The following is a 25,997-nucleotide window of genomic DNA, read 5'->3' on the forward strand; positions in this document are numbered from 1 at the left end:
ACATCATTCTCGCGTGCGACGGGTCCAGATACGGATCGTTGTCCGCAGGATCGACATGACAGATTATCGAGGATCAAATGCGATGCGTTCGGCCGGCACATACGCCTCAGCTACGCGAACCATGCCGTGTTTGAGCTTGGCGATATATCCGATTTCGCGAAACTCGACGCGTTTGGGTCGCAGCATAGGGATGGCCATGATGTCGGCATTGCTCCTTGGCATGCTGTCCGTGCCGCTGTCCGCGCAGCAACCGACGCTGGATACGAGTTCGGTCCTTGAGACGGTCGAGCGGCTAAAGCCGGGGGAATATATCTGGGCGCCTGATATTGCTCCCGCCGGCCCCGTGCTGATCATCATCAGCCTCGCCAACCAGCGGGCCGTCACCTACCGAAACGGCGTACCGATCGGCGTCTCCACGGTCTCGACTGGAAAGCCCGGACATGAGACACCAACGGGGCTGTTCACGATCCTGCAAAAGCATGTCGACCACAAGTCCAACCTCTACGACGATGCGCCGATGCCCTATATGCAGCGCCTGACTTGGGGCGGCGTAGCTCTGCACGGCGGCAATCTACCTGGCTATCCCGCGTCGCATGGCTGCATCCGCCTGCCGCTGGGCTTCGCCAGGCTTCTCTATGGCGTCACCCGCCTCGGCTTGACCGTCGTCATCACGAAAGAGGCGGCAGTGCCGCGTGTCGCGCCGGTACCCGATCCCATGCGGCCGACCGCCTCCGACATCGACGACGCTCCACCTTCCGGGCCGTTCACATGGCGTCCCGAACTGTCACCCTCGGGATCTGTATCCATCGTGATCAGCACCGCGGATCGACGAATGATCGTGCTCCGCAACGGCCGCCAGATCGGATCCGCACCCATAGCACCCGACACCGCCGTCGACCGAACGACGGCTTATACGCTGCGCGCTATCGATGAAACCGGGTTTCACTGGCTGCACATCCCGTTGTCCGGCGAGGCATCGCCGGCGCAGCAGACGGCGCCATCCGAGGATCGGAACCGATTGCGCGTCGCCGAGGAATTCCGGCGTTCCGTCGCAGCGATCCTGACCGAGGGCGCAACGGTGCTGGTTACCAACGACAGTCTCGCAAGGAGTGAAACCGGCCGGCGGCTCACAGTTATAACCGGCGAAGACGAATAGCGGGCGCGGACAAAGGCTGCGGCCAACATGCCTACCGGCATGAGGTGAGGCGTTTCCGTCAGCAGAGTTGTCTAATTGATTTTCGCATTGCCGTTCCGTTTTTTCGTGCCCGTTTGCCAATGGTTGTCTTCGGGGTCATCGGACGGCTCTGTGAGCTGGCTGTCCGTGCCTCATGATCGCGGCCTAGCGGGTGTGGGTGGACGTCTCTGGGTCCCAAACGAGGTCGAAGCCTCCACTTTTTAGACGAGATCGTCCGGGCATGGCTGAGCGGGAACGGGGCGCTGGGTCAGGCCCAGCGGAACTCGGTTTCGTTCAGCCAAAGGGAATGGAGTAATGCGGCCAGCTTGCGGGCGACCGCGACTTTGGCGCGCTTGGGGCCTTTGGCTTCGGCCAGTTTTTTGCCCCAGGTCTGAAGGGCGCAAGGCCTTTTGAGGCGCGTGAGAAGGATGTTGGCCGCTTCATATAGCGAGCGTCGCAACATCGGATCGCCAGCCTTTGAAATATGCCCTTGCGTATCCCGCTCGCCTGACTGGCTTCGTCGCGGAACCAGACCAGCATAGGCGCCAACATCATCGCCTCTGGCGAAACGGTGAGGGTCTTCGATGCTCATGGTGTAGGTGAGCGCCGTTATCGGACCAACGCCCGGAACTGTCATCAGTCGTGCGCAAACCGGGTCAGACGCAGCGCGCTTCTCCAAATTGCGGTTCGAGGTCCGCAACTGCTCTTCGATCGCTTCAATGGATGCCAGAAGTGGAGCGAACAACGCCTCGAGATCAGGACGCTGAGAATACAGCATGGCCAGGCGTTCGGTGCGTTTGCCGGGTGCCCTGGCCGAACCGAGCTGGAGACCAAACAGCTTCAGCAAGCCACGAAGCTGGTTGATCATGGCAGTCCGTGCCGTGATCAGCTGCGCCCGAATGCGGATTGCGGCACGGTCGAAATGCGTAGCCGACGCCTTCATGTGGATGCGCTTGAACCAGCCTGTCCGCGCCATCTGGGCGAGCCCCTCGGCGTCATGAACATCGCTTTTGTTGACCCGCGCCGAAAGCACGCCCTTGGCGTGACGGGCGCAGATGCATTCGATCGGAACATCGCGGGCCACCATGCCATGATAGAGGAACGTCGAAAGCGGTCCCGTCTCCATCACGACCCGGACCAGATCCGGGCAATATCGGTCAAGCCATTTGGCGAGAATGGCAGGATCGCTGGCCATCACCTCGCGCCTGAGCACAGCGCCTTCGACGTCGACCACGCAAACATGCGTGGCCTTGTCACTCACATCCAGTCCTGCATAGATCGGCATCGGTCACCCTCCTGCATTGAAGCGGTCTTCCGACTTCGTACCATCCAGGAGGGGGGCTACATCAATTACGCGGTGTCCCAGTTTGGCGCACGCCACCGCAGCCACCTCGTCCAGCGATCCGTCCGCATGGACCCTATGCCACGAGCCGAGATCGCCGATTTCCAGCTGGGATTGGGCCTGCGCGACTGCAACATCGGCATCCGACGCGTCGGCGCCGCGCGTCCCGACCCGGCTGAGCCGCGCGGTTGCCGCCGCTTCTAACCAGAGACCATCGAAGGGAACACCCGACTGCCGCCCGACCGCCTCGATCCTCTCGCGCTCGACACGCTGCGCGAACACCGCATCGGCCACGACGGATTGACCGAGCGCAAGCGCCGATGCGGCCATCCTGTCAGTTGTCTCATAGACCCGGGCGGCGGCCTGCGCCGAATAGCTGCCGCGGGGAAGCCTTGCCTCGGGAGACAGCCCCGCGAGGCGCTTGCGCAGTACATCGTTCCGAAGGATCCTGGCACCGGGCGCGCGTCCGATCGCGCCGCCGAGCCGACGTGCGAGACTGGACTTGCCGGTTCCCGAGAGTCCGCCGATCGCTACCAGCCGCGGGGGAGCGGGCACCAGCATGGCGAGCGCAAGTTCGAGATAGGATCGCGCATTCTGCGCGAGCGCCCTGTCTTCAGGAGCACGCAGGCTCTGCGCTGCCAGCACATGCGCGCGGATCGCGGCGCGAACCGACAGGAACAAGGGCAGCAGCCCGATCCCGCTCTCATCCGCCGGCGACAGATCGAGATAGCGGTTGAAGACGATGTTCGCCTCGGTGCGGAGGTTGCGATGCCAGAGATCCATCAGGAGAAAGGCGAGATCGTAGAGGACATCGATCGTGGCCAGTTCGACGCTGAATTCCAGGCAGTCGAACAAGGTCGGCTCGCCGTCGATCAGCGCGATGTTGGCGAGATGGAGATCGCCATGACCATGTCTAACCCGGCCTTCCCGCGCTCGGGCATCGAGCAGCGGTGCCATATCATCGGTCATCTGGAGCAGGCTGTCGCCGAGATGCTTCGCTTTGTCCGGGTCGAGGATATCGGGAAAGGCCCCCATGCTGGCAATATTGCCGTCTATGACGCGGCGGAACGATATCGCACCCGCGTGAGCCCGATCAGCCTCCGCTGCCGAGTGAAAAGCGCCTATGTGGTCCGCCAGCCGCATCAGCAGGCGCTCATCGAGCTGGCCGTGATCGGCGATATGGATGAGCAGCGCATCATCGGGGAAGCGTCGCATCTCGAGCAGCCAGTCGACCACGTCACCGGCGCCGTCGATCGCCAGTCGACCGCCGGCTTCCCGCGTGATCGGATGAAGCGCGAGATATAGATCGGGCGCGGTTCGGCGGTTGAGGCGAAGCTCCGCCTCGAGCGCGGCATGGCGCTTGTCGAAGGTCGAGAAATCAAGATAGCCGAACCGGACCGCGCGCTTGAGCTTCCAGGCGCGGTCGCCGACAAGGAAAATACTGGCGCAGTGGGTATCGATGCGCGTGGGGCGCGTTCGCTCGAAGGCGTGACCCTGGTCGAGGAAGGCGACGACATCGGCTTGGTCGTCCGGCGTGCCGGGGCCAGGCGATGTCGTCGCCATTGGCTCAGACCTTCTCGATCGCGATCTTGCGCGTGCGTGCCGCCACATTCTCGTCCTTGGCCAGCGTCACTGTCAGGACTCCGTCCTTGAACTGCGCCTTGATACCCTCGGCATCGACATCGGCGGGAAGCGAAATCTGGCGCCGGAAGGAACCATAGCGGCGCTCGTTGAGCAGGAAGCCCTTCTCCTTGCGCTCTTCCTCTTCCTTCTTTTCGCCCGAGATGCTGAGCACGCCATCGGCGACGTTGATCTCCACATCCTTTTCATCGAGCCCGGGAAGCTCCGCGGTAAGACGATAGGCCTTCTCGTCATCGACCAGCTCAAGCGCCGGCACGATTGCCACGGCGCCGCGCGGAGCGAAGTGGAAAAGGCTGCGGCTGGAGCTGCCGAAATCGTCGAACAGGCGGTCGATCTCCGATCGCAGCCAGCCGACCGGCTCGCTGATCTGGGTTGCGAGATCGCGCAACGATGACGCCGGACGCGTTTTGGTCACTGGAACATTGGTCACACCGTTCATCTTGCTTCTCCTAAGGTTAAAGATGGTCGATCCCGTGACGAGGGAAAGACCTTTCGTCAGGCGAACAGGGCATGTTCGCTTTCAGCCTCGATCGGTTCGGGAACCACGAGCTGGTCATGCTCGTCGTGATGGTGCGGATGCGGCATATGTGGCCAAAGTGTCTCCACGCCCACATTCCACCAACTCGTGTAGAGCGTCAGCGGCAACTGCCACAGGCGTTGGGCGGCAAGCATCGCCGCTGCTGCGTCTGGACCACCGGACGGCCAGCTCGCCCGGATGGTGCTCTTGTCACTCATGATGACCTCCTTCGCCGAGTCTTGTTGAGGATAAAGGCGGTCCATCGGCGCCTATATTGGGGAGTTTACCTAGCCGACCATCTTCGGGCGCCGTCCTGCGGCCGCACTCGGCTGAAATTTGTCGCTTGGCCAAGGAGTCGAGCCCCGGCCTGCAGGGATGATGGCATACCCTGGTCCCTCCGGGACAATACGGATTCTGTGGCAGCGCCAGGCAACAGACAAGGGACGTTGCAGGGATTCCCCGATGCGCGGTCAATCCATTGGCGACCCTGCGATGAACTTGCCGATGGTCCCCGGCTTATGGCCGTCGATGAGCTGCCGACCCACCTGGGACGGTTATTTTACGAGCCAAGGAGAGCTGAGATGAAGAGCGACAGTCAATTGCAGCGTGACGTGATGGCGGAGCTGGAGTGGGAGCCGAGCGTCGATCATGCGGATATCGGGGTGGCGGTGACCGACGGCGTGGTGACGCTGTCGGGTTTCGTGAAGAGCTATGCCGAGAAGCTGGCGGCGGAAAAGGCGGCACGGCGCGTGGCTGGCGTGAAGGCGCTCGCCGAGGAGATCAAGGTGCGCTTCGCCTCCGATCCGAAGACGGCCGATCATGAAATCGCCAAGCGCATCCTCGACATGTTCTCCTGGAACGTCTCGATCCCCGACGACAAGATCGCGGTGAAGGTCGAGCATGGCTGGGTGACGCTGAGCGGCACGGTCGACTGGCACTACCAGAGCGACGAGGCCCGGAAGGTCGCGGGCAAGGTCAACGGCGTCGTCGGCGTCGGCAATCTGATCGAGGTGCGCAAGCTGCCGACGTCGGGCGATATCAAGGACCGGATCATGGCGGCGTTCAAGCGCAATGCCGATCTCGATGCGGCATCGGTGACGGTGTTCACCGATGGCGGCAAGGTCACGCTGGGCGGCAAGGTCAAGGCGTGGAACGAGCGCCAGATCGCCGAGCGTGCGGCTTGGGCCGCTCCCGGCGTCACCACGGTCGACGACAATATCATCGTCGCTTTCTGACCTTCGCAGCGAGCACACGAGCAGACGGCCGTCGGGATATCCCGGCGGCCAGCTTCGATAATCGCTCAAGATGAACGTGAAGTCCGCGCCTGTCCGTTCCTGGCGATCCTTCCTCTTTGCATTTTATGCAGGAAGCCCGGCCGGCGAGCACATCGACCCGGTTACATTATCTGTGGGTTGGCATTCGATTTCTATGTCGCCTACCGGCGACCGACGCATGTGGGCTAGACTTTGAGGTGCCCGCCGTCGAGGACGCTCGCGTGGCTATCGATACCAACGGCTCGCCTCAGACGGTATGAACAAAACCGGCGTGGAACTGGCCAAGATCCACAGGCCAGAAGTAGCCACTCCGAGCGCGCGCCACCAGGACTGCGGACAATCAAGCGAGAAGCTCCTTGGGCATCACGCGCCGATTCGACAGCGATTAGAGCCGCTGACTGGCTATTCGGTCTGGGAGTTCTATTACCGGGAATGCGCCATGATCGTGGATGCCCGCGCATCGATTTGGGGATGGACTTGCCGTGTGCTGAAGACCGCCGACAAATGAGGTAGGGGGTCAGCCCCAGTCGCCATCGACACCATGATCTGGCTCGCAACCACGCCGCACAGCATGATTATACCAATCCGCAAACGGTTGGCGCCGTCGGGCAGGTTTCGGCGTGTTTGGATGGACCGGTTCATCAGGGACTCCTGGGTTTAATCTTTGTCCGGGGTCTGGCCGGAGAACGTCGGAGTCGTACGCAACGAACGACCTGTTCGGCATCCGGAAGTCTACGCAGTGGCGCACCGCGAACTCTTCCTCCGTATCCTCACGTAATGATTGTCGCGAACGTGACCGCCATTGTTCGGCTACGACTCCGCCTCGATGGCGGGCATGCGCTGGAGATTCATATGAAGAATGTTCTGCTGTTGATTCACGATGACGCCGGTGAAGAGGCTCGCTTCCAGGCCGCGCTCGATCTTGTCCGCGCGACCAACGGGCATCTCACATGTCTCGACATTGTCCAGGCGCCAATCCTGGTCGGCGCAGACTATATGATGGCCGATGCCGAAGTCGCCCTGCTCGCCGACGCGCGCAACCGGGAAGCGGTTAATCGCGACCGGATCGAGGCGCGCCTTTCAGTCGAGGACATCACATGGGACTGGGCTGACGCGACCGGCGACATTGCCGGTCTGCTGGAAGCCGAGACGGGGCTCGCCGACATCATCGTGCTCAACACTATGTTCGCCGATCATGAGCCTCCCGACATGCGGGCGATCGTTTCCGACGTCGTTATGCGCGCCGGAAAGCCAATCCTCGCGGTTCCACAACAGTTTCGCAGCCTCGATGCCAATGGACAGGCGCTGGTCGCCTGGAACGGTGCTCCCGCTGTCGCCGAGACGCTTCGCGCGGTCACGCCGCTCCTCGCCCTCACGAAAGGCGTGACGATCGTGGAGATCGGCAAGACCGATGGACCGCCTGCGGAAGAGGCCGCCGCCTATCTCTCACGCCATGGCATCCATGCCCGCATCGACCGTGATGTTCCGCTGGAATGGACGGTGGCGGATGCGCTTCTCACCGCCTGTCGGGACCGGCAACCAGCCTACTGCATTATCGGCGCCTATGGCCATTCACGCCTGCGCGAGCGGCTGATCGGCGGCGTGACCCGGCGGATGCTCGCCGAGAGTCCGGTGCCGCTCCTTCTTGGGCATTGACAGTGGGCCAGACCTGACAAGGAGATCCGCATGCCGAACGCAGCGCTACACGACCGTATCGGCCGGGAGGCACCGGCGGCGCTGATCGAAGCGCTGCGCCGCCACGCCGAACCGCTGCCGTCGCCCGAGCGGATCGACGAGTTCGGCAGCTTCTTCGATCGCTTCGGCGATGCGCGGATCGTCCTGTTGGGCGAGGCGACCCACGGCACGTCGGAATTCTATCGTGCGCGAGCAGCAATCACCCGCCGCCTGGTCGAGCGTCACGGATTTACCGTCGTGGCAGTCGAAGCCGACTGGCCGGACGCCGCGCAGATCGACGATTATGTCCGGCATCAAGCACCGCGCCCCCTACGCGGCGACAGCGTCGTGCGCTTTCCGACCTGGATGTGGCGCAATGTCGAGGTGCTGGAATTTGCCGACTGGATGCGGGGGCATAATGCATCGCTTGACGAAGATTGCCGCGCGTCATTCCATGGTCTGGATGTCTACAGCCTCAGCGAGTCGATCCACGCAGTGCTCGCCTATCTCGACACGGTCGATCCAGAGGCCGCCGGGAATGCGCGCCGGCGCTATGGGTGCCTGACACCATGGCAGGATGAACCGGCGCATTATGGCCGCGCCGTCGTTCATGGCGGCCGCGCGAGTTGCGAAGATCGCGCGGTCGCACAGCTTCATGAACTGCTGACCCATCGGCTCGCATATCTGCACGGAGACGGCGAAGCCTGGTTCGACGCCGTCCAGAACGCGCGCATCGTGCGCGCCGCCGAGCGCTATTATCGCGCCATGTACCGCAGTTCGACCGAGAGCTGGAACCTGCGTGACCGGCATATGTTCGAAACGTTGCAGGCGCTGCTCGCCCATCGCGGCGATGGTGCCAAGGCTGTCGTCTGGGCGCATAACAGCCATGTCGGCAACGCCGCCGCGACCGCGATGGGCTGGCAGGGCGAATTAAACATCGGCGAGCTGTGCCGCATGGCCTATGGCGAGGAAGCGGTGTCGATCGGCTTTGGCACCGATACCGGTACGGTCGCCGCCGCCAGCGACTGGGGCGCCGACATGCAGATAAAGACCGTGCGGCCGGCACGTGCCGACAGCTACGAGCATGCGTTTCGGTCCACGGGACTGGCGCGGGCGCTGACCGATTGGCGGAGGAAGCCCAATCTCGCCGGGCTGCTGCGCGAGCCCCTGCTCGAGCGCGCCATAGGCGTCGTGTACCGCCCGGAAACCGAGCGCCTCAGCCATTATTTCGAGGCGGTCCTGGCTGAGCAGTTCGATGCCTGGGTCTGGTTTGAGCAAACGACCGCGGTGACCCCGCTGGGACATGAGCATCCCCATGGCGCGCCCGAAACCTGGCCCTTCGGACTGTGACGATGATCGCCCTCGCCGCCCACGATCCGGTTCCCGTCACCGTTCAGCCCGATGGGCTCAAGGGGCTGCTGGGCGTGCCCGTCGCTGCCAAGGGGATCGTCATCTTCGCCCATGGCAGCGGCAGCGGACGGCTCAGCCCGCGTAACACTCATGTCGCGCAAGGCTTACGCGACGCGGGGCTTGGGACATTGCTGATTGATCTGCTGACTCCGGCCGAGGAGCAGGACCGCGTCAATGTGTTCGACATTCCGTTATTGGCGTCCCGGCTGAAGGCCGCCACCGGGTGGGTGAGATTGCTGCCAGGAATGGCGCCGCTGCCGGTGGGCTATTTCGGCGCGAGCACGGGCGCGGGCGCGGCTCTGCTGGGCGCGTCCGGCCCCGACGCACGCATTGCGGCCATTGTCTCGCGCGTGGCCGGCCGGATCTGGCGGGTTCGGCCGCGCTCGCGCATGTCCGCGCGCCAACGCTGCTGATCGTGGGCAGCCGGGACCTGCCGGTGATCGAGCTGAACCGGATCGCGCAACGCCATCTTCATGCCGAGAACGAGCTGCTGATCGTACCGGGAGCGACGCACCTGTTCGAAGAGCCAGGCACGCTCGACGCAGTGATCGACCACGCCGCGCGATGGTTCCGGCAACATTTCCAGGAGGCTTGACCATGGCCGGCCATAAACCTGAGTTTCACGACAGGCGCGAGGCCGGCCGGAGACTGGCGATCGTGCTCGCCCCCTTGGCGGGGGCGCATCCACTGGTGCTGGCGCTGCCCCGCGGCGGCGTGCCGGTCGCGTTCGAGGTGGCCAAGGCGCTTGATGCGGAACTGGACCTACTGTTCGTCCGCAAGATCGGCGCGCCGGGCTATGAGGAGTTGGGCATCGGCGCGGTCGTCGATGGTGCCGAACCGCAGCTCGTGCTCAACGAGGACATCGTCCGCCAGCTGGCGCCCAGCCCCGACTATATCAGGGCCGAGATGCGGCGGCAGCTCGCGGAAATCGAGCGACGGCGCTCATCCTATGTCGGCGGTCGCGTCCCGGTGGAGGTGACGAGCCGCACGGTCATCGTGATCGACGATGGGATCGCGACCGGGGGCACGGTGAAGGCTGCCCTCAAAGGACTGCGCAAGAATCGGCCGGCACGCCTTGTCCTTGGCATACCGGTCGCGCCTAGCGACAGCATCGCCGAGATTTCGCCAGAGTGCGATGACATCGTCTGTCTGGCACAGCCCGATCCTTTCTACGCCGTTGGAACACACTATGCCGTGTTCGATCAGACGACGGACGAGGAGGTGGTCCGGCTGGTTCGAGAGGCGACACCTTTCGGTCACTCGCACGGCTCGCCCGGGCGTCCGACCGCCATGCGAGGCGCACGGGGTCCGGCCCCAGGATAAGGAAGAGACGATGCTTATTCCCCACGATACGACGATTCTGGTTGTCGATGGCGGCCATGTGCAGGTGCTTCGCAATCGCGGCACCGACGCCGCGCCCGAACTGGAGCTTCTGCACGAGCGGGCGATGAAGAATCCGCCGAGCCGCGCGATGGCCACGGACGCTCCGGGGCGCAGCTTCGGCAGCGCGGTGCCGACGCGCAGCGCCTATGCCGATGCCGACTATCACCAGCGCCGGGAAGACCGTTTCGGACAGGAGGCGTTGCAGGCGGTGGCATCGCTGGGCAGGCAGGGCAGGCCGCTGATCCTCATCGCGCCGCCGCGCATGCTGGGCGTGCTTCGCAGCGACCTCGACCCGACTATGCAGGGTCATATTCTGGCGGAAATTGCCAAGGACTTCGCCCAGCGTCACGCCACCGACATCCTGAAACTGCTCCGATCGCATCAGATCTGAAAGGCTGCCACCAGACCTTATGGCGGCCACAGCGTCCAGGGTCGATGCAGCGGCTTGATACGGAAGGTTTTAACGATGCGCCGGCGATCATCTTCGTTGCCAATATCGGTTCTGCGGACGGACAGTCATTCGGGAAACGACACGGTCGTATCTTGTGGACAAGCAGGGGCGATCGGCATAGCCTTTCCTCGCCCGTCCGATCTTGATCGTGAAGAGGGGTCCGCATCGCGCGGCAAACATGGGTTCTCGGCTTCGGTCGGGCGGCCTGCGGAATACAAAACCTTCGGGAAATACGCCGGGCGCGTTTTCCTATGTTTGCGCGCGATCAACCGTCCCGACTGGCGGGACGCGCGGCAGGCACGGGACGGCCAATGACGTATGCCTCATGACCCGCGATGCCTCTTGGCTTGCTCACGCATCGACCGATGCGTTGGCGCCCACTGTTGGCAGGATTGCACTCGGCTGCGAACCCGAACGATGCCTGGCATCGCGGATGTTTTGATGCTTTTCCAAGGCAAGGTTGCCAGATAAAGGTCTCAAAGTGAGACGGAACCTGCGAGGGTCTTGGGCCGATTCGAGGCTTTTAGAAGGACGGCAGTGGAGTTGCGAAGACGGGCTACGATCTCATTCCAAAAAGTCCTTCTGTTCTATCGAGTAGCATTTTCTGATGTAGTCAACTGACGAGTTCCGACGCTCGGAATATAATCAAGGTGCAACCAGAGAGGATGGATCAAAGCCAGACGGGATTCCATATGGAAAGTGACGCGCAGGATAGCTCAACACGGCAGGCCCGCTGGGGCTATGCGATTGGTATCGTGGCCGTTCTCCTCGCCGTACCCGCCGATCTTGCTCTCCGCGCGTGGGGCGTCAACCACAGCCCCTATCTGCTGCTCATCCTTTCGATCATCGTTGCAGCCGCGCTGGGTGGAACGGGCGCCGCAACGGGCGCGGCTATTCTCGCTATTCTGGTCGGGGCCTTGTTTGCCCTATTGCGCCCATTGCCTGGTCTTGAACCCTTCGATCTGCTGCTTTCGCTGCTGGTGGCCGCAGGCATCGCCCTGCTCGACGCTCGCAACGCGTCCTTGCGACGGCGGCGTGCAGCCTGGGACAGGAGACGCCAGAACCAGCTCTCGGAGATCGCCGACGAACTTAACCTGCTGATCGACGGAGCACAGGGTTATGCAATCTACATGCTCGATCCCGAAGGCCGCGTCACGATCTGGAACGACGGCGCCGAGCGGCTGAAGGGCTGGAGAGAGCAAGAGGTCGTCGGCCAATATTGCTCGATCTTCTACCCGGCGGACGCCGTCCAGGCCGGCAAGCCCGAAGCCGACCTCAAACGCGCGCGCGACGAGGGCAAATTCGAGGAGGAAGACTGGCGGCTCAGGAAGGATGGTTCCGAGTTCCTCGCGCATGTTTCGATCACTGCGCTGCGTGATGAAAGCGGAGCCTTGCGCGGCTTCGGCAAGGTGGTCCGCGATGCAACGGGGGAGCGCGCCGCCGAGAGTGCGCACAAAGCCAGCGCCAGCCATCTCCGCTCGATCCTCTCGACGGTCCCCGATGCGATGATCGTGATCGACGAACACGGCATCATCCTCTCGTTCAGCGCCGCGGCCGAACGGCTGTTCGGCTTTTCAGAGGCTGAGATTCGCGGATCGAACCTGAGCCTGCTCATGCCGTCGCCCGATCGTGAACGCCATGACAGCTATCTCGAACGCTATCTTGCAACCGGCGAGCGAAGGATCATCGGGATCGGGCGCGTCGTCATCGGCGCGCGGCGTGATGGTTCGACCTTCCCGATGGAACTATCTGTGGGCGAAGCCATTGGCGAGACCCAGCGCGTCTTCACCGGCTTCATCCGGGACCTGACCGAACGCCAGGAGACCCAGGAGCGCCTCGATGAACTGCAGTCCAAGCTGATTCATGTCGCCCGGGTGAGCGCGATGGGCACGATGGCCTCGACGCTCGCCCACGAGCTCAACCAGCCGATCACCGCCGTCGCCAACTATGTGGAGGCGGTGCGCGACCTGCTCGCCGAAGCCAATCCCGAGGATCTGCCGATGATCCGCGAAGCCCTGGATGATTCGGTTCGAGAGGCTCTGCGCGCCGGACAGATCGTACGGCGGCTGCGCGACTTCGTTGCGCGCGGGGAGGTTGAGAAGACCGTCGAGAATCTTCCCACCCTCATTGGCGAGGCGGCGGCGCTCGGGCTGATGGGCGCTAGGGAGAAGGGTATCGACGCCCAGTTCGATCTCGCTCCCGACGCTTCGAAAGTGCTTCTCGACAAGGTGCAGATCCAGCAGGTGCTAATCAATCTCCTTCGCAATGCGGTGGAGGCCATGGCGGAATCGTCCGAACGGCATCTGTGGATTGCATCCCGCCGTGACAAAGCTGGCTTCATTCGGCTAACTATTGCTGATTCTGGCCCGGGCGTTTCGCCTGAAGTCGCGGAACAGCTCTTCACCGCCTTCGTCAGCACGAAGAGCGAGGGCATGGGTCTGGGGCTCTCGATCTGCCGCACCATCGTCGAGGCGAACGGCGGTCGGATATGGCTGGAGCCACGTCCCGGCGGCGGGGCTCAGTTTCATTTCACGCTCGTCGAAGCCGAGCCGGAGACTATCGAATGACCGAAAGACGTATGATCCATATCGTCGATGATGAGGAGGCGATCCGGCGATCAGCCGGATTCATGTTGAAAACATCGGGTTTCACGGTGGCGAGCTACGCGTCCGGAGTCGCCTTCCTGCGCGAGGTGCGGCACGCCGAGCCCGGCTGCATCCTTCTCGATGTCCGCATGCCCGAGATGGACGGACTGGAGGTGCAGCAGGCGCTTCTCGAGCGCGGCGTCGCCATGCCCGTCATCATCTTGACCGGGCACGGCGATATCTCGATTGCGGTGCGGGCCATGAAGGCAGGCGCAGTCGAGTTCATCGAGAAGCCTTTCGAAAAGGCCGTGCTACTGGATGCTATCGCCGCCGCCTTCGAACGGCTCGACGACAGCGACAAACGGGCGACAAGGGCGGCCGACGCGGCCGTGATGATCTCCGCGCTGACCGGACGCGAACAGGACGTGCTCAAGGGACTGGCCGAAGGTTTACCCAACAAGACAATCGCCTATGATCTCGGCATATCGCCCCGGACCGTCGAGGTGCATCGCGCCAATCTGATGACGAAACTGGGGGTCCGTAGCCTGTCCGATGCGCTGCGTATCGCATTCGCCGCCAATCTCGGCGACGACCGCTCATAGGACCTCTACGTAGCGACTTGCCGCGATTTTCCTGCGATTCCTTGCATCCGGTCGACGTTAGGAACCGGATCAATGCGAGACGATCATGAATGGCACTGTTGCACCTCTCCCGGTGGAGCGCCCTAAGATTTTACTGGTGGAGGACGAGCCGGCCGTCCGCCGCTCTCTCCAGCTTCTCCTTCACGCCCGAGGCTATGACATCCGCTCTTACGCATCGAGCACGGCCATGTTTGCCGATCCGCTTGTGAACGACGCGATCTGCCTGGTGACCGACTATCGCATGCCCGAAATGGACGGTCTGGAGGTCTTGCAATCGCTTCGTGCGCGCGGATGGCGGGGACCGGCCATCCTCGTCACCGCCTATGGCTCGCCAGATCTTGTCGAGCGGGCGATGAAGGAGGGCTTCAGCATCGTCATCGAGAAACCGTTGCGCGAGCATGCGCTCGCTGACGCTGTCGCGCGATTGACGGCCCCGCCCCGCGCCTCCCCTGCCCCATCTTCGTGAGCGGCGAAGCGGCGTTGGCCGCTGCAGCGCGTGCATGGGAGCGCGTACCCCTGCCTATTGCTGCGTCTAACCGAGACCCAGAGGCAGGACTCCATCGACAAGGCCAAGCAGCACATGGTGCGCGAACGGCTTGTGGAGAATATGCGCGTAGCCCGCACCGCGTGCGCAGAGTTCGGTCTCCGCGGAATGATCGGCTGTGGTTAGAATGGCCGGGCGCTGCCAGCCCGCCGCCCGGAGCTGACGCAGAAGGTCGATTCCATCCACATGAACGGGCCGATGCTCGGCGATCAGGCAAGCTGCCTCCTCTCTCATCGGATCTGCCAGGAGGCGGGTCTCCTCTGCATAGGCTTTCACGCTATAGCCGCGAGCCATAAACAACAGGTGCAACGCGCGCCTCAATCCGGTGTCGCTCTCGACAAGGAGGATCACAGCGTGAGGAATCTGCGGGTCGGTGGGCCTATGTGTCACTCGTGCCAAACAAACCAAGGACTGCCGGAATCGTCCGGTCGATTCGGTCTAACGGCAACGTCGCCGCTCTGAACTACGTAGATTTCCCAAGTGACGGATAGCGCCACTGCTGATTTCCCCTCCGAGGGGAGCGATCTCAATCCATCCGCGACCGATCCTGCGAACCCCCTGGCGACAGCGGCAAGAAGCGCGCTCTGGATGACCGTACGGAGAGCATTTGTCCGGTCGCGATCTGGTGCCGCACTATAGGGTCACAATGTAAGGACGGCTGGGCAAGACCGTCTGCTTCTGCTCGATCATTGGGTTTACCAAGATCAATTCCGCCGTGTCGCACCTATGTCATCCATGAAGGCAAGCTGCTTTTCAGGGGACGCGCGCGGCGATGGATCGCTGACGAAAATGTTCGGGAGCAACCGACGGACTTGCGCTGTATCTAACCTTTGCAGTACCGTTTATTGCCGTTGCGAAGGTGCGATTCTTTTCCAAGGCACGGATCAAGCCTTGGCCCAAAATACCTGAGAATACAGGCGAAAGTGATAGCAATGGAATGCCGTGGGACATGCGGCATGGGGCATTTACGTAATGCGCTTGCGCGTGTTCAGCCGCAGTAGAGACAGGATTTTTTCAGGAGCTCCAAGATGGCAGCAGCGCATTCACGTCAGGACGCGTCCGATCCGCTCGACGGCATTGCCGAAACCCTGGACCGGGCCGCGATCGCGGGCATCGCACAGATCACCCACGGCCTGTCGCCCGCAACGATCTTCCAAGCCTTTTCGGACTGGGGCATGCATCTTGCCGGCTCGCCGGGCAAGCAGTTGCAGCTGGCGGCCAAGACGACACGCAAATTCATGCGGCTCGGCGAATATGCGGTGCGCAGCATCGGTGACCACGACGCCGCTCCCGCAATCGAGCCGCTGCCGCAGGATCGTCGCTTCGTCGATCCGGCCTGGAAGGAAGCGCCTTTCAGTCTGATCGCGCAGGCTTTCCTTCTCAACCAGCAATGGTGGCACGCGGCCACGACCGGCGTGGTGGGCGTCACGAGGCATCATGAAGACATGGTCGCCTTCGGGACGCGGCAGATCCTCGACACGATGGCGCCGACCAATTTCGTCGCGACCAATCCCGTCCTCCAGAAGCGGATATTCGAGACCGGCGGGCAATGCCTTGTCGAGGGTGCCAGGCTGCTGCTGGAGGACATGCAGCGCACGATGCGCGGCGAGCCGCCGGCGGGGACCGAAGCGTTCGAGGTCGGGAAGGACGTCGCCGCCACGCCCGGCAAGGTCGTCTACCGAAACGAGCTGATCGAGCTGATCCAATATGCGCCGACCACGGACACCGTGCGGCCGGAACCCATTCTGATCGTGCCGGCCTGGATCATGAAATATTATATTCTCGACCTGTCGCCGGAGAACTCGCTGGTCCGCTGGCTGACCGGGCAGGGCTATACGGTCTTCATCATCTCCTGGCACAATCCCGTCAGCGCGGACCGCGACCTCGACATGGAGGCCTATCGGCGCCTGGGCCCGATGGCGGCGCTCGACGCGGTGACAGCGATCACCGGGGCGCCGGCCGTTCACGCCGTCGGCTATTGCATCGGCGGCACGCTGCTGTCCATCGCGGCGGCGGCGATGGCGCGCGACGGGGATGAACGGCTCGCCACCATCACCCTGTTCGCCGCGCAGACCGAGTTCAGCGAGCCGGGCGAGCTCGGCCTGTTCATCGACGAGGCGCAGCTCAACGTGCTAGAGAACATGATGTGGAGCCGCGGCTATCTTGACGGGGCTCAGATGGGCGGCGCCTTCCAGATCCTGCGCTCCAACGACCTTGTCTGGTCGCGGATCCTTAACACCTACCTGATGGGCGAGCGCGAACCCATGTCGGACCTGATGGCCTGGAACGCCGACGGGACGCGGATGCCCTATGCCATGCACAGCCAGTATCTGCGCCGCCTGTTCCTGGACGATGATCTTGCCGAGGGGCGCTACAAGGTCGATGGCCGCACGATCAGCTTGGGCGCGCTGCGCAAGCCGATGTTCGTAGTGGGCACCGAGCGCGACCATGTCGCGCCCTGGCGGTCGGTCCACAAAATCCACATGCTCAGCAATGCCGAAATCTGCTTCGTTCTGACCAGCGGCGGGCACAATGCGGGGATCGTTTCCGAGCCCGGGCACAAGGGGCGGCGCTATCATATCCTGACCCGCGAGACGGACGGCGCCGCGCTCGATCCGGACGACTGGATGGCGCATGCGCCCGTGCGCGACGGGTCCTGGTGGGTCGCCTGGGAAGAGTGGCTGCGCGCGCGTTCGGGCGAGCCGGCCGCCCCGCCGCCGCTGGGCGCGCCGGACAAGGACTATCCGGTGATCGAGAACGCCCCCGGCCGCTATGTGCTGGAGCATTGAGGGATGGCCGTCCCGGAAATGATCGAAAACCGCACCTTCGACGAGATCGCCGTCGGCGATACGGCGAGCGTCACGCGCACGCTGCGGGAAGAGGATATCCAGCTCTTCGCGCTCGTCTCGGGCGACGTTAACCCGGCCCATCTCGACGCCGATTATGCGGCGACCGACCTGTTCCACCGCGTGATCGCCCACGGCATGTGGGGCGGCGGCCTGATTTCGGCCGTGCTCGGCACCGAGCTGCCGGGACCGGGCGCAATCTACCTCAGCCAGTCTTTGCGCTTCACCCGGCCGGTGGGCCTGGGCGACGCCATCACAACCTCGGTGACCGTGACCGAAAAACGATCCGAGCATCATGTGCTTTTGCTCGATTGTCGCTGCGTCAACCAGAATGGCGACGAGGTCATTACGGGCCAGGCCGAGGTCAGGGCGCCGACCGAGAAGATCCGCCTTCCACGGATAGCGCTTCCCGACGTTCGCATCTCCGACCATGACGGCTATCGCAAGCTGATCGAACGGACGAGGGCGGACGCAGCGCCGCCGACCGCTGTCGCCCACCCCTGCAGCGCCGCGGCGATCACCGCGGCGGTCGACGCCGCCGAAGCCGGTCTGATCCTGCCGATTCTGGTCGGGCCGGAAGCGCGAATCCGCGCGGCGGCGGAAGAAGCGGGGAAGGATATCTCCGCTTATCGCATCGTCCCCGCCGCGCACAGCCATGCCGCGGCGACAGCCGCGGTGGCGCTTGTCCGTTCGGGCGAAGCGAAGCTGCTCATGAAGGGATCGCTTCACACCGACGAACTGATGAGCGCGGTGGTCTCCTCCTCGACTGGCCTGCGGACGGAGCGGCGCATCAGCCACGCCTATTTGATGGACGTGCCCGACCACCCGACGCCGCTCATCATCACCGACGCCGCGATCAACATCGAGCCGAGCCTTGAGGAAAAGGCGGACATCATCCGCAATGCGATCGACCTCGCCCATGTGATCGGGATCGAAAGTCCCAAGGTCGCGATCCTGTCGGCGGTGGAGACGGTCAATCCGTCGATGCGATCGACGCTCGACGCCGCCGCGCTCTGCAAGATGGCCGATCGCGGTCAGATTTCAGGCGGCGTGCTCGATGGCCCGCTGGCGTTCGACAATGCGATCAGCGAGGCGGCGGCCAAGGAAAAGGGGATCGTCTCGCCCGTGGCGGGCAAGGCCGAGATCCTGGTCGTCCCGAATCTGGAGGCCGGAAACATGCTCGCCAAGCAGCTCACCTTTCTGGGCGGTGCGGACGCGGCGGGCGTCGTCCTGGGCGCCCGGGTACCGATCGTGCTCACCAGCCGCGCCGACTCCGCGCGAACACGCCTGGCTTCCTGCGCCGTGGCCGTGCTGCTGGCGCGCGCCGCCACCAAGGCTTCGCCGGGCCTGCCCGAAGGCAAGGCTCTGACATGAGCCGCGCCGTCGTCAGCCTCAATTCCGGCTCGTCGAGCATCAAGTTCGCGCTGTTCACGCTGGGGCCGGACGGCCCTCAGCATGCCGCCGCCGGCAAGTTGGAGGGGATCGGCACCGCGCCGCACCTCGTCGCGCGCGATAAGGACGGAACTATCCTGATCGACCGGAACTGGGACGATGGCAGCGGGCTCGGCCACGAGACCCTGCTGCATGACCTGTTCGCGTGGGCGGGGGATCATCTGCCAGATCACGACATCGTTGCTGTCGGGCATCGCGTTGTCCATGGCGGGACAAAGTTCTTCCACCCTCTGGTCGTCGACGACGCCCTGCTTGCCGGGCTGGAAGCGCTATGTCCGCTCGCGCCGCTCCATCAGCCCCACAATCTCGCCGCGATCCGGGCCATTCGCTCGCTCGCGCCCGATCTGCCGCAGGTCGCCTGCTTCGACACCGCCTTCCATCATGAGCTGCCCGAGGTCGCCACCCGCTTCGGGCTGCCGCGCGCGCTGCACGACAAGGGTATCCGGCGCTACGGGTTTCATGGCCTGTCCTATGAATATATCGCCCGCGCGCTCGGGGAGGCCGATCCGGGGCTCGCCTCGGGTCGCGTGATCGCCGCCCATCTCGGCAATGGTGCCAGTCTCTGCGCGATGCAGAACGGCCGCAGTGTCGATACCACGATGGGCTTCACCGCGCTGGATGGGCTGATCATGGGCACACGGTGCGGCGCGATCGACCCCGGAGTTGTGATTCATCTACAGACCCAGGAGGGCATGAGCGCGGCTGAGGTAGAGACGCTGCTCTACAAGCAGGCCGGACTGCTCGGCGTATCCGGCATCTCCAGCGATATGCGCGCACTCCATGACAGCGACGATCCGCGCGCTGCCGAGGCGATCGATCTCTTCATCTGGCGGGCAGCGCGCGAGGCGTCGGCCCTCATATCGTCGCTCGGCGGCGTCGATGCGCTGATTTTCACCGCGGGTATCGGCGAAAATGATCCCGTCATCCGCGCAGCGATCTGCGCGCGACTGGCCTGGCTGGGCATCGTCATCGACCCATTCGCCAATGCGCGCAACGCCCCCATCATCAGCGCGGAGGACAGCCGAGTTGCCGTTCGTGTCATTCCCACGGACGAGGAGCGTATGATCGCCATTCACACACTCGCCGCGCTGACCCCGGCAGGAGGACAATCATGAAACCGCTGGTCGATCTTGCCGGCAAGCGCGGGCTCGTCGTTGGCATTGCGAATGAACACAGCATCGCGGCCGGCTGTGCCGAGGCGTTCGCGCGTTGCGGGGCACGGCTCGCCGCCACCTATCTCAACGCCAAGACGGAACAGTATGTGGCGCCGGTCGCGGAACGGCTGGGGGTCGAATGGACCGCGCCTTGCGATGTCCGCGTTCCCGGCGAGCTGGAGGCGCTGTTCAACGAGGTGAACACGAAATGGGGCGGCCTCGATTTCCTGCTCCATTCGATCGCCTTCGCGCCGCGGGAGGATCTTCATGGCCGCGTCGTCGATTCCTCTGCGGAAGGCTTCGCAATCGCCATGGATGTTTCCTGCCACAGCTTCCTACGCATGGCGCGACTGGCCGAACCGCTGATGCCCGACGGAGGCTGCCTGCTGTGCGTAACCTTCTACGGATCGGACCGGGTGGTCGAGCACTATAATCTGATGGGGCCGGTAAAAGCGGCTCTGGAAAGCGCGACCCGTTATGTCGCCGCCGAACTGGGGTCCAAGGGCATCCGCGCCCATGCGATTTCCCCGGGTCCGATCGCGACGCGGGCGGCGAGCGGCATCGAACGCTTCGATGAACTGATCGAGCGCGCCGCGGCGGCCGTCCCGGAAGGCCGGCTCGTCGATGTCGACGATGTCGGCGCGCTGGCGGCGTTCCTGGTCAGCGATGCTGCCGAGCGGATCACCGGCACGGTCATCCCGGTCGATAGCGGCCTGCACCTGCTCGCATGACGGGTTTCAACCGGCAGCACGCGGATTCCCTTGCCGACGCGGCGGCCGTCTGCTTGAATTGCATGCTCGGCGACGGACCGGAAGTCTATCCCTTCGGCCAGAGCTTCGCCGGCTATGGCGAGAACCTGCTCGACCATAACCGGCGAACGACGCGCCTGCGCATCGGTGTGGCGCTCGTCCGGTGACCGAGGCCGACTGGCGCCTCGACGACACCGATGTCCCGACGCTTCACCCCAGCGGTGACTGGACGGCGCTTGATCTGGGCGACGCTGCCGATCGCCTGGCCACGAAATTCGGGAGCGCGCAGCGCCTCGACGTCTCCGAACTGGGGCGAGTGGATACCGCCGGTGCGCTGGCGCTGCTCCGGTCCATGACAAACGGCGGCGATGTCGACTGCGGCCCGAGAGAGGATCTGCGGCGGTTGATCGACCTCGTGCGACCTGCCCTCGAGAAGGAAGCCCCGACGAAACAGGGCCTCAAGGGGTGGACAGGCTTTTTCGACCGGTTCGGCCGCCAGGTCGTCCAGTTCGGCGGCGACGCCTACGACATGCTCGAATTCGCCGGCCGGCTGGTTGTGGCGCTCGGCCGGACGGTCGTGCACCCGCGCCGTCTGCGTCTGACGCCGCTGGTTGCGATGATGCAGGACGCGGGGGTCAACGCGCTCCCGATCGTGTTCGTGATGACCTTTTTCATCGGGGCGGTGATCGCGCTCGTCGGCACCAACCTGCTGACGACGCTTGGTGTCGAGGTGTTCACGGTTCAGCTTGTCGGCGTGGCAATCCTGCGCGAGTTCGGCGTGGTCATCGCCGCGATCCTGCTGTCGGGCCGCTCCGCATCATCTTTCGCCGCGCAGATCGGCTCGATGCGGATGAACCAGGAAACCGATGCGATGCAGGTGATGGGCGTCGACCGCTTCGACGCCCTTGTCATTCCACGGGTTCTGGCAGCGCTGCTGATGATGCCGCTGATGACCTTTTGCGCGGATATCGGTGGCATCGCCGGCGGCCTGCTGGTCAGCTGGGCCACGATCGACATCAGCCCGGTCTTCTTCATCCAGCGCACGCTCGAGACGGTGAGCATAACGCATTTCTGGATCGGGATGAGCAAGGCGCCGTTCCTGGCGCTGGTGATCGCCTCGGCGGGTTGTCGGCATGGCCTGATGGTCGGCGGCGATGTCCAGAGCCTCGGGCGCAACGTCACCTCGGCGGTGGTCCAGTCGGTCTTCATGGTCATCATGTTCGATGCGATCTTCGCGGTGCTCTTCATGGTGTTGGACCTGTGAGCGCTCCATCGACCACCGACGCCGTCGATGCTCCGATCCGTGTCCGCGGCCTCAGGACCGCATTTGGCGAAAAGGTCATTCACGACGATCTCGATCTCGAGGTCCGGCACGGCGAAATACTCGGCGTCGTAGGGGGATCGGGCTCCGGCAAGTCAGTCCTGCTCAACACCATACTCGGATTGAAACGGCCCGATGGCGGGACCGTCGAAATCTTCGGACGGAACATCGACGATGCGGACGCGCAGGCCGATATCGAACGGCGGATCGGCGTGATGTTCCAGCAGGGCGCTTTGTTCTCCTTCCTGACCGTGCAGGAAAATGTCGAGACGCCGCTCCTCGAGCATGCGCATCTTTCCAAGGGCTTCGTGCGTGATCTCGCGCGATTGAAGATCAAGCTTGCCGGCCTGCCCGATAATGCCGGCATCCTGAAACCGTCTGAACTTTCAGGAGGCATGCGCAAACGCGCGGGCGTCGCGCGTGCGATCGCGCTCGACCCCGACATATTGTTCCTCGACGAGCCGACAGCCGGTCTCGATCCGATCGCGGCGGGAGAGTTCGACGACCTCGTCAAGACACTGCGCGATGCGCTCGGTCTCACAGTCTTTATGATCACCCACGATCTCGACACGCTCTATGCCATCTGCGACCGGGTCGCCGTCGTCGCCGACAGGAAGATCGTCGCGGTCGCGCCGGTCGCCGAGCTCGAGCAATCGGACCATCCCTGGATCAAAAGCTATTTCCTGGGGCCGCGCGGCCGTGCCGCCAAGAAGCAGAAAGAAGGCTGATGGAACGCCACGCCAATTATGCCCTGGTGGGCGCCGTCTCGATCGTGCTGCTCATCGCGACGCTCGTGTTCGTGGTGTGGCTGGGCGGCTCGCAGTTCAGACGGGAGCACGATCCCTATCAGATCGTCTTTCATGGTCCCGTGCGGGGGCTGAGCGTGGGGGCGGAGGTCCAGTTCAACGGCATCAAGGTCGGTCAGATCCAGCGGATCAGGCTCGACGAGCGCGATCCCAACCGTGTGGTCACCGATATCGAGGTCAACCGCGGGACGCCCGTGCGCGTGGATTCGATGGCGTCGACCGAAACGCAGGGCATTTCGGGGGTCAGCATCGTCCAGATCAGCGCCGGGACCGCGATCAAGCCGCTTCTACGGAAGGTCGATCATAGCAAGCGCCCGGTCATTCCGAGCAAGCCCAATGCGCTCTCGTCGCTGCTGCAGGGAGGAGGGCAGATGGTCGCGAGCGCGACCGAAGCCCTGACCCGCGTGAACAAGCTGCTCTCCGATCGCAACATTGCCGATGTCGGCGCGGCCATCCACGACATCAGGACGACGACTGGGGAGCTTGCGGCGAACCGGACCATGATCGCCAACGCCGCCTCGGCGCTGACCAAGCTCGACCGCGCCGCCACCGATATTCAGGGAGCGGCGGCATCCGTCCGTCACATCGCCGATGGCGACGGCAAACGCGCTTTTGCAGACATCTCCGGGGCGGCTGGCGAACTCAAGGTCGCGGTTCACGAGGCCCGCGGCGTCATCGCGAAGCTCGATACCCAGAGCGGCGACATCGGCACGACCACTCTCCCCAACATCAACGCCACGATGCGCAGCCTGCAGGAGACGGCCGAATCCCTGGACGGGCTCATCCGTCAGATCCGGCAAAATCCCCGTCAGGCATTGGGCAAGGACAGTGGCAAGGAACTGGAGCTACCGCGATGAGGCATTCCCCTGGATATCGGACATCCGCGACCCTGATGGGAGCGCTGTTGCTGGCCGGCTGCGGGAGCCTGTTGGGGGGTGGCAAGCGTGATGATCTCTTCCGTTTCGGCGTGATCGAGCGGACGAACGACACCGCCCCGCAGGCGGCGGTCGCCCGCCGGCCGCTTTCGCTGTTGCGGCTTCGCTTCGCACCGGAAATCGAGGGCGATCGCATCCTCACCACGCGCGGCGCGCAGGCGCTCTATATCAAGGACGCCCGCTGGGTCGCATCGGTCCCCGATCTTTTCACGCAGGCGCTGACGCGGCAGTTCGGTGCGCGCGCGCCCGACCTCCGCCTCGCTTCGCCCCGAAGCGCGACGGGAGCCTCGCAGGCCCTGCAGGTCACCATCGACAGGTTTGAGGCGCGCTACACGCCGGAAGCCGATGGCAAGACCCCGCCCACCGTCGTCATCGCCGGGGAGGTGACCCTGTTTGGTGCCGATGACAGACAGCCGGTCGCGTCGCGCCGTTTCTCGGTCGAGGAACCAGCGCTTGCGAACAGCACGAGCGGGATCGTGCCGGCTTTCGACCGGGCGGTGACCCGTTATGCGGCACAACTCGTCGACTGGACGGCGCAAACCAGCCGCAGCGCGTCCTCCAATCCACCATCCGGAAAAGGCCAGAAAGATGAATGACAAGACCGTGGAACTCGTGACGCGGAGCGGGCTTCGCCTTTGCGTGCGGCAGGCGGGCTCGACGGACGGGCCGATCCTGACGCACTTGTTCCACCATGTGAGCCATGAGGATCTGCGCTTCCGGTTCCTGTCGGGATTGAACGAAATCGGTCCAGAGCAACTGCGCGCGCTGACCCCGATAGATGACGGCAACGCGGTAAGCTTCCTCGCATTCGATGCCGAGAGCGGTGTCGCCGTCGCAAGCGCGATGCTCGTCTCCGATGCAGCGGGCGAGCGGGGCGAGGTGGCGATCTCCGTTGACGCCGACTATCGGCACCGAGGCGTCGGATGGACTCTCCTCTCCTTCGTGGCCGATCGGGCCGAAGCCCGGGGTCTTTCGAAAATCGAGTCGATCGAGAGCCGCGCCAATGTCGCCGCGATCGAACTCGAACGCGACATGGGCTTCTCGGTCGAGGAATATCCTGGAGACTCGACCCTGGTGCTGGTCAGCAAAACTCTACGCGCCGGTTGAACCCGGTGTCGGCGCTCAACCCTTCAGCGCTGCGGCGATCGCGTCCTTCAGGGGCGTGGTCGGCCGGCCGATCAGCCTGCCAAGGTCATGGCTGTCGTCGAACAGGGCGCCCTGGCCCGCCGCCGCGTCCGATTGGGCGAGCATCGCAGCGACCGCCTCCGGCAGTCCGGCTCCGACCAGCGCCGCCTTGTAGTCAGCTTCGCTCAGGTTCTGGAAGGTGATCGTCTTGCCTGTCTGACGAGAGAGTTCGTCCGCGAATTCGGCGAGCGTATAGGCCTCATCGCCCGCCAGTTCGTAGACGCGTCCAGCCTGATCCTCCGGCGCGACGAGCACGGCCGCGGTTGCGTTGGCGAAGTCAGCGCGGGTCGCCGAGGCGATGCGGGCGACTCCGGCGGAGCCTATCATGACGCCATGCTGGAGAGCGGCGGGTATCGAGGCGGTGTAGTTCTCGGTGTACCAGCTATTTCGCAGCAACACGGTCGGCAGTGCGCTTTCGCGGAGGAGCGCCTCGGTCTGGCGATGCTCCTCGGCAAGGCCGAGCGGTGACGTATCCGCGTGCAGCGCGCTGGTATAGGCGATGAGCTTCACGCCGGCCGTCTTCGCGGCATCGATCACCGCCTTATGTTGCGGTACGCGGTGCCCGACCTCGTTTCCCGAAATGAGCAGCAGCTTGTCTACGCCCGCGAGAGCCGGGCCGAGGGTCTCCGGCCGGTTATAATCGGCTTCGCGCACGACGACCCCCTTCGCAGCGAGGTCGGACGCCTTGTCGACGTCACGCACCAGGGCCGCGATCTCGCCAGCCGGCACCGTCCTGAGCAGTGCTGCGATGACGAGCCGTCCGAGTTGTCCTGTCGCTCCGGTGATTGCGAGCATGGTTCTTCCTCTTCTTTGCTTGGAGGGCGTTCCGATCGTCTCGCCTTTGGCGTCCATCGAGTCGTTGGGCTCGGGCAATGTCAGCGAGTGGATCGTCGGCATACATAATATGCGATCG

The 25,997-nt window shown here is 63.9% G+C and carries 27 protein-coding genes and 1 pseudogene; 22 read left to right on the forward strand and 6 right to left on the reverse strand.

The features are described 5' to 3' along the window. Nucleotides 1–196: 196 nt before the first annotated feature. Nucleotides 197–1,156: a L,D-transpeptidase gene (locus WFR25_RS19125; protein ID WP_336972945.1), complete on the forward strand. Its 960-nt coding sequence runs from the start codon at nucleotides 197–199 to the stop codon at nucleotides 1,154–1,156. A gap of 286 nt (nucleotides 1,157–1,442) precedes the next feature. Here the strand turns inward: WFR25_RS19125 and WFR25_RS19130 are convergent, their stop codons facing one another. From WFR25_RS19130 to WFR25_RS19145, 4 genes are read right to left on the reverse strand one after another with little or no spacing between them, the layout of a single operon-like run. Further along, nucleotides 1,443–2,459, reverse strand: coding sequence for an IS110 family RNA-guided transposase (locus WFR25_RS19130; RefSeq protein ID WP_336972948.1), 1,017 nt, complete (start codon nucleotides 2,457–2,459; stop codon nucleotides 1,443–1,445). 3 nt (nucleotides 2,460–2,462) lie between these two features. Further along, nucleotides 2,463–4,079, reverse strand: a complete 1,617-nt coding sequence (locus WFR25_RS19135; RefSeq protein WP_336972950.1) for a bifunctional aminoglycoside phosphotransferase/ATP-binding protein — start codon at nucleotides 4,077–4,079, stop codon at nucleotides 2,463–2,465. Nucleotides 4,080–4,083: 4 nt separating this feature from the next. Continuing rightward, nucleotides 4,084–4,596 (reverse strand): Hsp20/alpha crystallin family protein, encoded by a 513-nt coding sequence (locus WFR25_RS19140; protein WP_082166107.1) that lies wholly within the window; start codon nucleotides 4,594–4,596, stop codon nucleotides 4,084–4,086. A gap of 56 nt (nucleotides 4,597–4,652) precedes the next feature. Further along, on the reverse strand, nucleotides 4,653–4,892 hold the full coding sequence (locus tag WFR25_RS19145) for a hypothetical protein (protein ID WP_048576346.1): 240 nt from the start codon (nucleotides 4,890–4,892) through the stop codon (nucleotides 4,653–4,655). 300 nt (nucleotides 4,893–5,192) lie between these two features. Between WFR25_RS19145 and WFR25_RS19150 the strand changes: the two genes are divergently transcribed. From WFR25_RS19150 to WFR25_RS19200, 11 genes are all read left to right on the forward strand, one after another. After that, complete coding sequence (locus tag WFR25_RS19150; protein WP_336972951.1) at nucleotides 5,193–5,909, forward strand: BON domain-containing protein; 717 nt, start codon at nucleotides 5,193–5,195, stop codon at nucleotides 5,907–5,909. A gap of 295 nt (nucleotides 5,910–6,204) precedes the next feature. Beyond that, on the forward strand, nucleotides 6,205–6,456 hold the full coding sequence (locus tag WFR25_RS19155) for a hypothetical protein (protein ID WP_272799561.1): 252 nt from the start codon (nucleotides 6,205–6,207) through the stop codon (nucleotides 6,454–6,456). Between the two features lie 344 nt (nucleotides 6,457–6,800). Next, nucleotides 6,801–7,604: a universal stress protein gene (locus tag WFR25_RS19160; RefSeq protein WP_336972952.1), complete on the forward strand. Its 804-nt coding sequence runs from the start codon at nucleotides 6,801–6,803 to the stop codon at nucleotides 7,602–7,604. Nucleotides 7,605–7,634: 30 nt separating this feature from the next. Next, nucleotides 7,635–8,972: an erythromycin esterase family protein gene (locus WFR25_RS19165; RefSeq protein ID WP_336972954.1), complete on the forward strand. Its 1,338-nt coding sequence runs from the start codon at nucleotides 7,635–7,637 to the stop codon at nucleotides 8,970–8,972. Between the two features lie 2 nt (nucleotides 8,973–8,974). Continuing rightward, nucleotides 8,975–9,445 (forward strand): dienelactone hydrolase family protein, encoded by a 471-nt coding sequence (locus WFR25_RS19170; protein ID WP_272799564.1) that lies wholly within the window; start codon nucleotides 8,975–8,977, stop codon nucleotides 9,443–9,445. A 23-nt stretch (nucleotides 9,446–9,468) separates the two neighbouring features. Next, the gene (locus tag WFR25_RS19175) at nucleotides 9,469–9,627 is read left to right on the forward strand and encodes a hypothetical protein (protein ID WP_272799565.1); all 159 of its coding nucleotides are present in this window, start codon (nucleotides 9,469–9,471) and stop codon (nucleotides 9,625–9,627) included. A 2-nt stretch (nucleotides 9,628–9,629) separates the two neighbouring features. After that, on the forward strand, nucleotides 9,630–10,355 hold the full coding sequence (locus WFR25_RS19180) for a phosphoribosyltransferase (protein ID WP_048576342.1): 726 nt from the start codon (nucleotides 9,630–9,632) through the stop codon (nucleotides 10,353–10,355). A 10-nt stretch (nucleotides 10,356–10,365) separates the two neighbouring features. Further along, nucleotides 10,366–10,806, forward strand: a complete 441-nt coding sequence (locus WFR25_RS19185) for a host attachment family protein (RefSeq protein WP_272799567.1) — start codon at nucleotides 10,366–10,368, stop codon at nucleotides 10,804–10,806. 752 nt (nucleotides 10,807–11,558) lie between these two features. Further along, nucleotides 11,559–13,433, forward strand: coding sequence for a PAS domain-containing sensor histidine kinase (locus tag WFR25_RS19190; protein WP_272799568.1), 1,875 nt, complete (start codon nucleotides 11,559–11,561; stop codon nucleotides 13,431–13,433). After that, entirely contained in the window at nucleotides 13,430–14,053 is a 624-nt protein-coding gene (locus tag WFR25_RS19195) for a response regulator transcription factor (RefSeq protein ID WP_257538435.1), read from the forward strand. Before WFR25_RS19190 ends, WFR25_RS19195 begins: the two co-directional genes overlap by 4 nt. Nucleotides 14,054–14,138: 85 nt before the next feature. Continuing rightward, nucleotides 14,139–14,558, forward strand: a complete 420-nt coding sequence (locus tag WFR25_RS19200; protein WP_048576339.1) for a response regulator transcription factor — start codon at nucleotides 14,139–14,141, stop codon at nucleotides 14,556–14,558. A gap of 66 nt (nucleotides 14,559–14,624) precedes the next feature. Here WFR25_RS19200 and WFR25_RS19205 read toward each other — a convergent pair whose 3' ends face one another. Then, complete coding sequence (locus tag WFR25_RS19205) at nucleotides 14,625–14,987, reverse strand: response regulator (RefSeq protein WP_257538436.1); 363 nt, start codon at nucleotides 14,985–14,987, stop codon at nucleotides 14,625–14,627. A gap of 677 nt (nucleotides 14,988–15,664) precedes the next feature. On the opposite strand from WFR25_RS19205, the gene WFR25_RS19210 reads away from it, so the two are divergent. The 10 genes and pseudogenes from WFR25_RS19210 to WFR25_RS19255 all read left to right on the forward strand — a co-directional run bounded on the left by WFR25_RS19210 (nucleotide 15,665) and on the right by WFR25_RS19255 (nucleotide 25,006). Beyond that, a complete protein-coding gene (locus WFR25_RS19210; protein ID WP_048576338.1) occupies nucleotides 15,665–17,425 on the forward strand; it encodes a PHA/PHB synthase family protein in 1,761 nt (586 codons plus the stop codon). 3 nt (nucleotides 17,426–17,428) lie between these two features. Further along, nucleotides 17,429–18,856 carry a bifunctional enoyl-CoA hydratase/phosphate acetyltransferase gene (locus tag WFR25_RS19215; RefSeq protein ID WP_048576337.1) on the forward strand — a complete coding sequence of 476 codons (1,428 nt, stop codon included), beginning with the start codon at nucleotides 17,429–17,431 and terminating at the stop codon, nucleotides 18,854–18,856. Further along, nucleotides 18,853–20,049, forward strand: a complete 1,197-nt coding sequence (locus tag WFR25_RS19220; RefSeq protein WP_272799571.1) for an acetate/propionate family kinase — start codon at nucleotides 18,853–18,855, stop codon at nucleotides 20,047–20,049. The genes WFR25_RS19215 and WFR25_RS19220 overlap by 4 nt, the downstream gene beginning before the upstream one ends. Next, nucleotides 20,046–20,819, forward strand: a complete 774-nt coding sequence (gene fabI / locus WFR25_RS19225; protein WP_048576335.1) for an enoyl-ACP reductase FabI — start codon at nucleotides 20,046–20,048, stop codon at nucleotides 20,817–20,819. Before WFR25_RS19220 ends, fabI begins: the two co-directional genes overlap by 4 nt. Before the next feature lie 62 nt (nucleotides 20,820–20,881). After that, nucleotides 20,882–21,004, forward strand: a pseudogene (locus tag WFR25_RS19230) (phospholipase A); the annotation flags it as partial. Next, on the forward strand, nucleotides 21,001–22,101 hold the full coding sequence (locus WFR25_RS19235; protein ID WP_048576333.1) for an ABC transporter permease: 1,101 nt from the start codon (nucleotides 21,001–21,003) through the stop codon (nucleotides 22,099–22,101). The pseudogene WFR25_RS19230 and the gene WFR25_RS19235, both read left to right, overlap by 4 nt. Further along, entirely contained in the window at nucleotides 22,098–22,886 is a 789-nt protein-coding gene (locus WFR25_RS19240) for an ABC transporter ATP-binding protein (RefSeq protein ID WP_048576332.1), read from the forward strand. The genes WFR25_RS19235 and WFR25_RS19240 overlap by 4 nt, the downstream gene beginning before the upstream one ends. Continuing rightward, nucleotides 22,886–23,821: an MlaD family protein gene (locus WFR25_RS19245; protein WP_048576331.1), complete on the forward strand. Its 936-nt coding sequence runs from the start codon at nucleotides 22,886–22,888 to the stop codon at nucleotides 23,819–23,821. The genes WFR25_RS19240 and WFR25_RS19245 overlap by 1 nt, the downstream gene beginning before the upstream one ends. After that, nucleotides 23,818–24,495, forward strand: a complete 678-nt coding sequence (locus WFR25_RS19250; RefSeq protein WP_082166104.1) for an ABC-type transport auxiliary lipoprotein family protein — start codon at nucleotides 23,818–23,820, stop codon at nucleotides 24,493–24,495. The genes WFR25_RS19245 and WFR25_RS19250 overlap by 4 nt, the downstream gene beginning before the upstream one ends. Next, nucleotides 24,488–25,006, forward strand: a complete 519-nt coding sequence (locus tag WFR25_RS19255) for a GNAT family N-acetyltransferase (RefSeq protein WP_053085634.1) — start codon at nucleotides 24,488–24,490, stop codon at nucleotides 25,004–25,006. Before WFR25_RS19250 ends, WFR25_RS19255 begins: the two co-directional genes overlap by 8 nt. A 15-nt stretch (nucleotides 25,007–25,021) precedes the next feature. On the opposite strand, the gene WFR25_RS19260 is transcribed toward WFR25_RS19255, so the two are convergent. After that, complete coding sequence (locus WFR25_RS19260; RefSeq protein WP_333972367.1) at nucleotides 25,022–25,981, reverse strand: SDR family oxidoreductase; 960 nt, start codon at nucleotides 25,979–25,981, stop codon at nucleotides 25,022–25,024. Between the last annotated feature and the right edge of the window lie 16 nt (nucleotides 25,982–25,997).

The sequence above is a fragment of the Sphingobium aromaticiconvertens genome (assembly GCF_037154075.1).
Classification (GTDB): Bacteria; Pseudomonadota; Alphaproteobacteria; order Sphingomonadales; family Sphingomonadaceae; genus Sphingobium; species Sphingobium aromaticiconvertens.

Bases quoted from the DNA above. Each gene is read 5' to 3' on its own strand.
- WFR25_RS19125 (WP_336972945.1), top strand. From the start codon at position 197: ATGATGTCGGCATTGCTCCTTGGCATGCTGTCCGTGCCGCTGTCCGCG.
- WFR25_RS19130 (WP_336972948.1), bottom strand. From the start codon at position 2,459: ATGCCGATCTATGCAGGACTGGATGTGAGTGACAAGGCCACGCATGTT.
- WFR25_RS19135 (WP_336972950.1), bottom strand. From the start codon at position 4,079: ATGGCGACGACATCGCCTGGCCCCGGCACGCCGGACGACCAAGCCGAT.
- WFR25_RS19140 (WP_082166107.1), bottom strand. From the start codon at position 4,596: ATGAACGGTGTGACCAATGTTCCAGTGACCAAAACGCGTCCGGCGTCA.
- WFR25_RS19145 (WP_048576346.1), bottom strand. From the start codon at position 4,892: ATGAGTGACAAGAGCACCATCCGGGCGAGCTGGCCGTCCGGTGGTCCA.
- WFR25_RS19150 (WP_336972951.1), top strand. From the start codon at position 5,193: ATGGCCGTCGATGAGCTGCCGACCCACCTGGGACGGTTATTTTACGAG.
- WFR25_RS19155 (WP_272799561.1), top strand. From the start codon at position 6,205: ATGAACAAAACCGGCGTGGAACTGGCCAAGATCCACAGGCCAGAAGTA.
- WFR25_RS19160 (WP_336972952.1), top strand. From the start codon at position 6,801: ATGAAGAATGTTCTGCTGTTGATTCACGATGACGCCGGTGAAGAGGCT.
- WFR25_RS19165 (WP_336972954.1), top strand. From the start codon at position 7,635: ATGCCGAACGCAGCGCTACACGACCGTATCGGCCGGGAGGCACCGGCG.
- WFR25_RS19170 (WP_272799564.1), top strand. From the start codon at position 8,975: ATGATCGCCCTCGCCGCCCACGATCCGGTTCCCGTCACCGTTCAGCCC.
- WFR25_RS19180 (WP_048576342.1), top strand. From the start codon at position 9,630: ATGGCCGGCCATAAACCTGAGTTTCACGACAGGCGCGAGGCCGGCCGG.
- WFR25_RS19185 (WP_272799567.1), top strand. From the start codon at position 10,366: ATGCTTATTCCCCACGATACGACGATTCTGGTTGTCGATGGCGGCCAT.
- WFR25_RS19190 (WP_272799568.1), top strand. From the start codon at position 11,559: ATGGAAAGTGACGCGCAGGATAGCTCAACACGGCAGGCCCGCTGGGGC.
- WFR25_RS19195 (WP_257538435.1), top strand. From the start codon at position 13,430: ATGACCGAAAGACGTATGATCCATATCGTCGATGATGAGGAGGCGATC.
- WFR25_RS19200 (WP_048576339.1), top strand. From the start codon at position 14,139: ATGAATGGCACTGTTGCACCTCTCCCGGTGGAGCGCCCTAAGATTTTA.
- WFR25_RS19210 (WP_048576338.1), top strand. From the start codon at position 15,665: ATGGCAGCAGCGCATTCACGTCAGGACGCGTCCGATCCGCTCGACGGC.
- WFR25_RS19215 (WP_048576337.1), top strand. From the start codon at position 17,429: ATGGCCGTCCCGGAAATGATCGAAAACCGCACCTTCGACGAGATCGCC.
- WFR25_RS19220 (WP_272799571.1), top strand. From the start codon at position 18,853: ATGAGCCGCGCCGTCGTCAGCCTCAATTCCGGCTCGTCGAGCATCAAG.
- fabI (WP_048576335.1), top strand. From the start codon at position 20,046: ATGAAACCGCTGGTCGATCTTGCCGGCAAGCGCGGGCTCGTCGTTGGC.
- WFR25_RS19245 (WP_048576331.1), top strand. From the start codon at position 22,886: ATGGAACGCCACGCCAATTATGCCCTGGTGGGCGCCGTCTCGATCGTG.
- WFR25_RS19250 (WP_082166104.1), top strand. From the start codon at position 23,818: ATGAGGCATTCCCCTGGATATCGGACATCCGCGACCCTGATGGGAGCG.
- WFR25_RS19255 (WP_053085634.1), top strand. From the start codon at position 24,488: ATGAATGACAAGACCGTGGAACTCGTGACGCGGAGCGGGCTTCGCCTT.
- WFR25_RS19260 (WP_333972367.1), bottom strand. From the start codon at position 25,981: ATGCCGACGATCCACTCGCTGACATTGCCCGAGCCCAACGACTCGATG.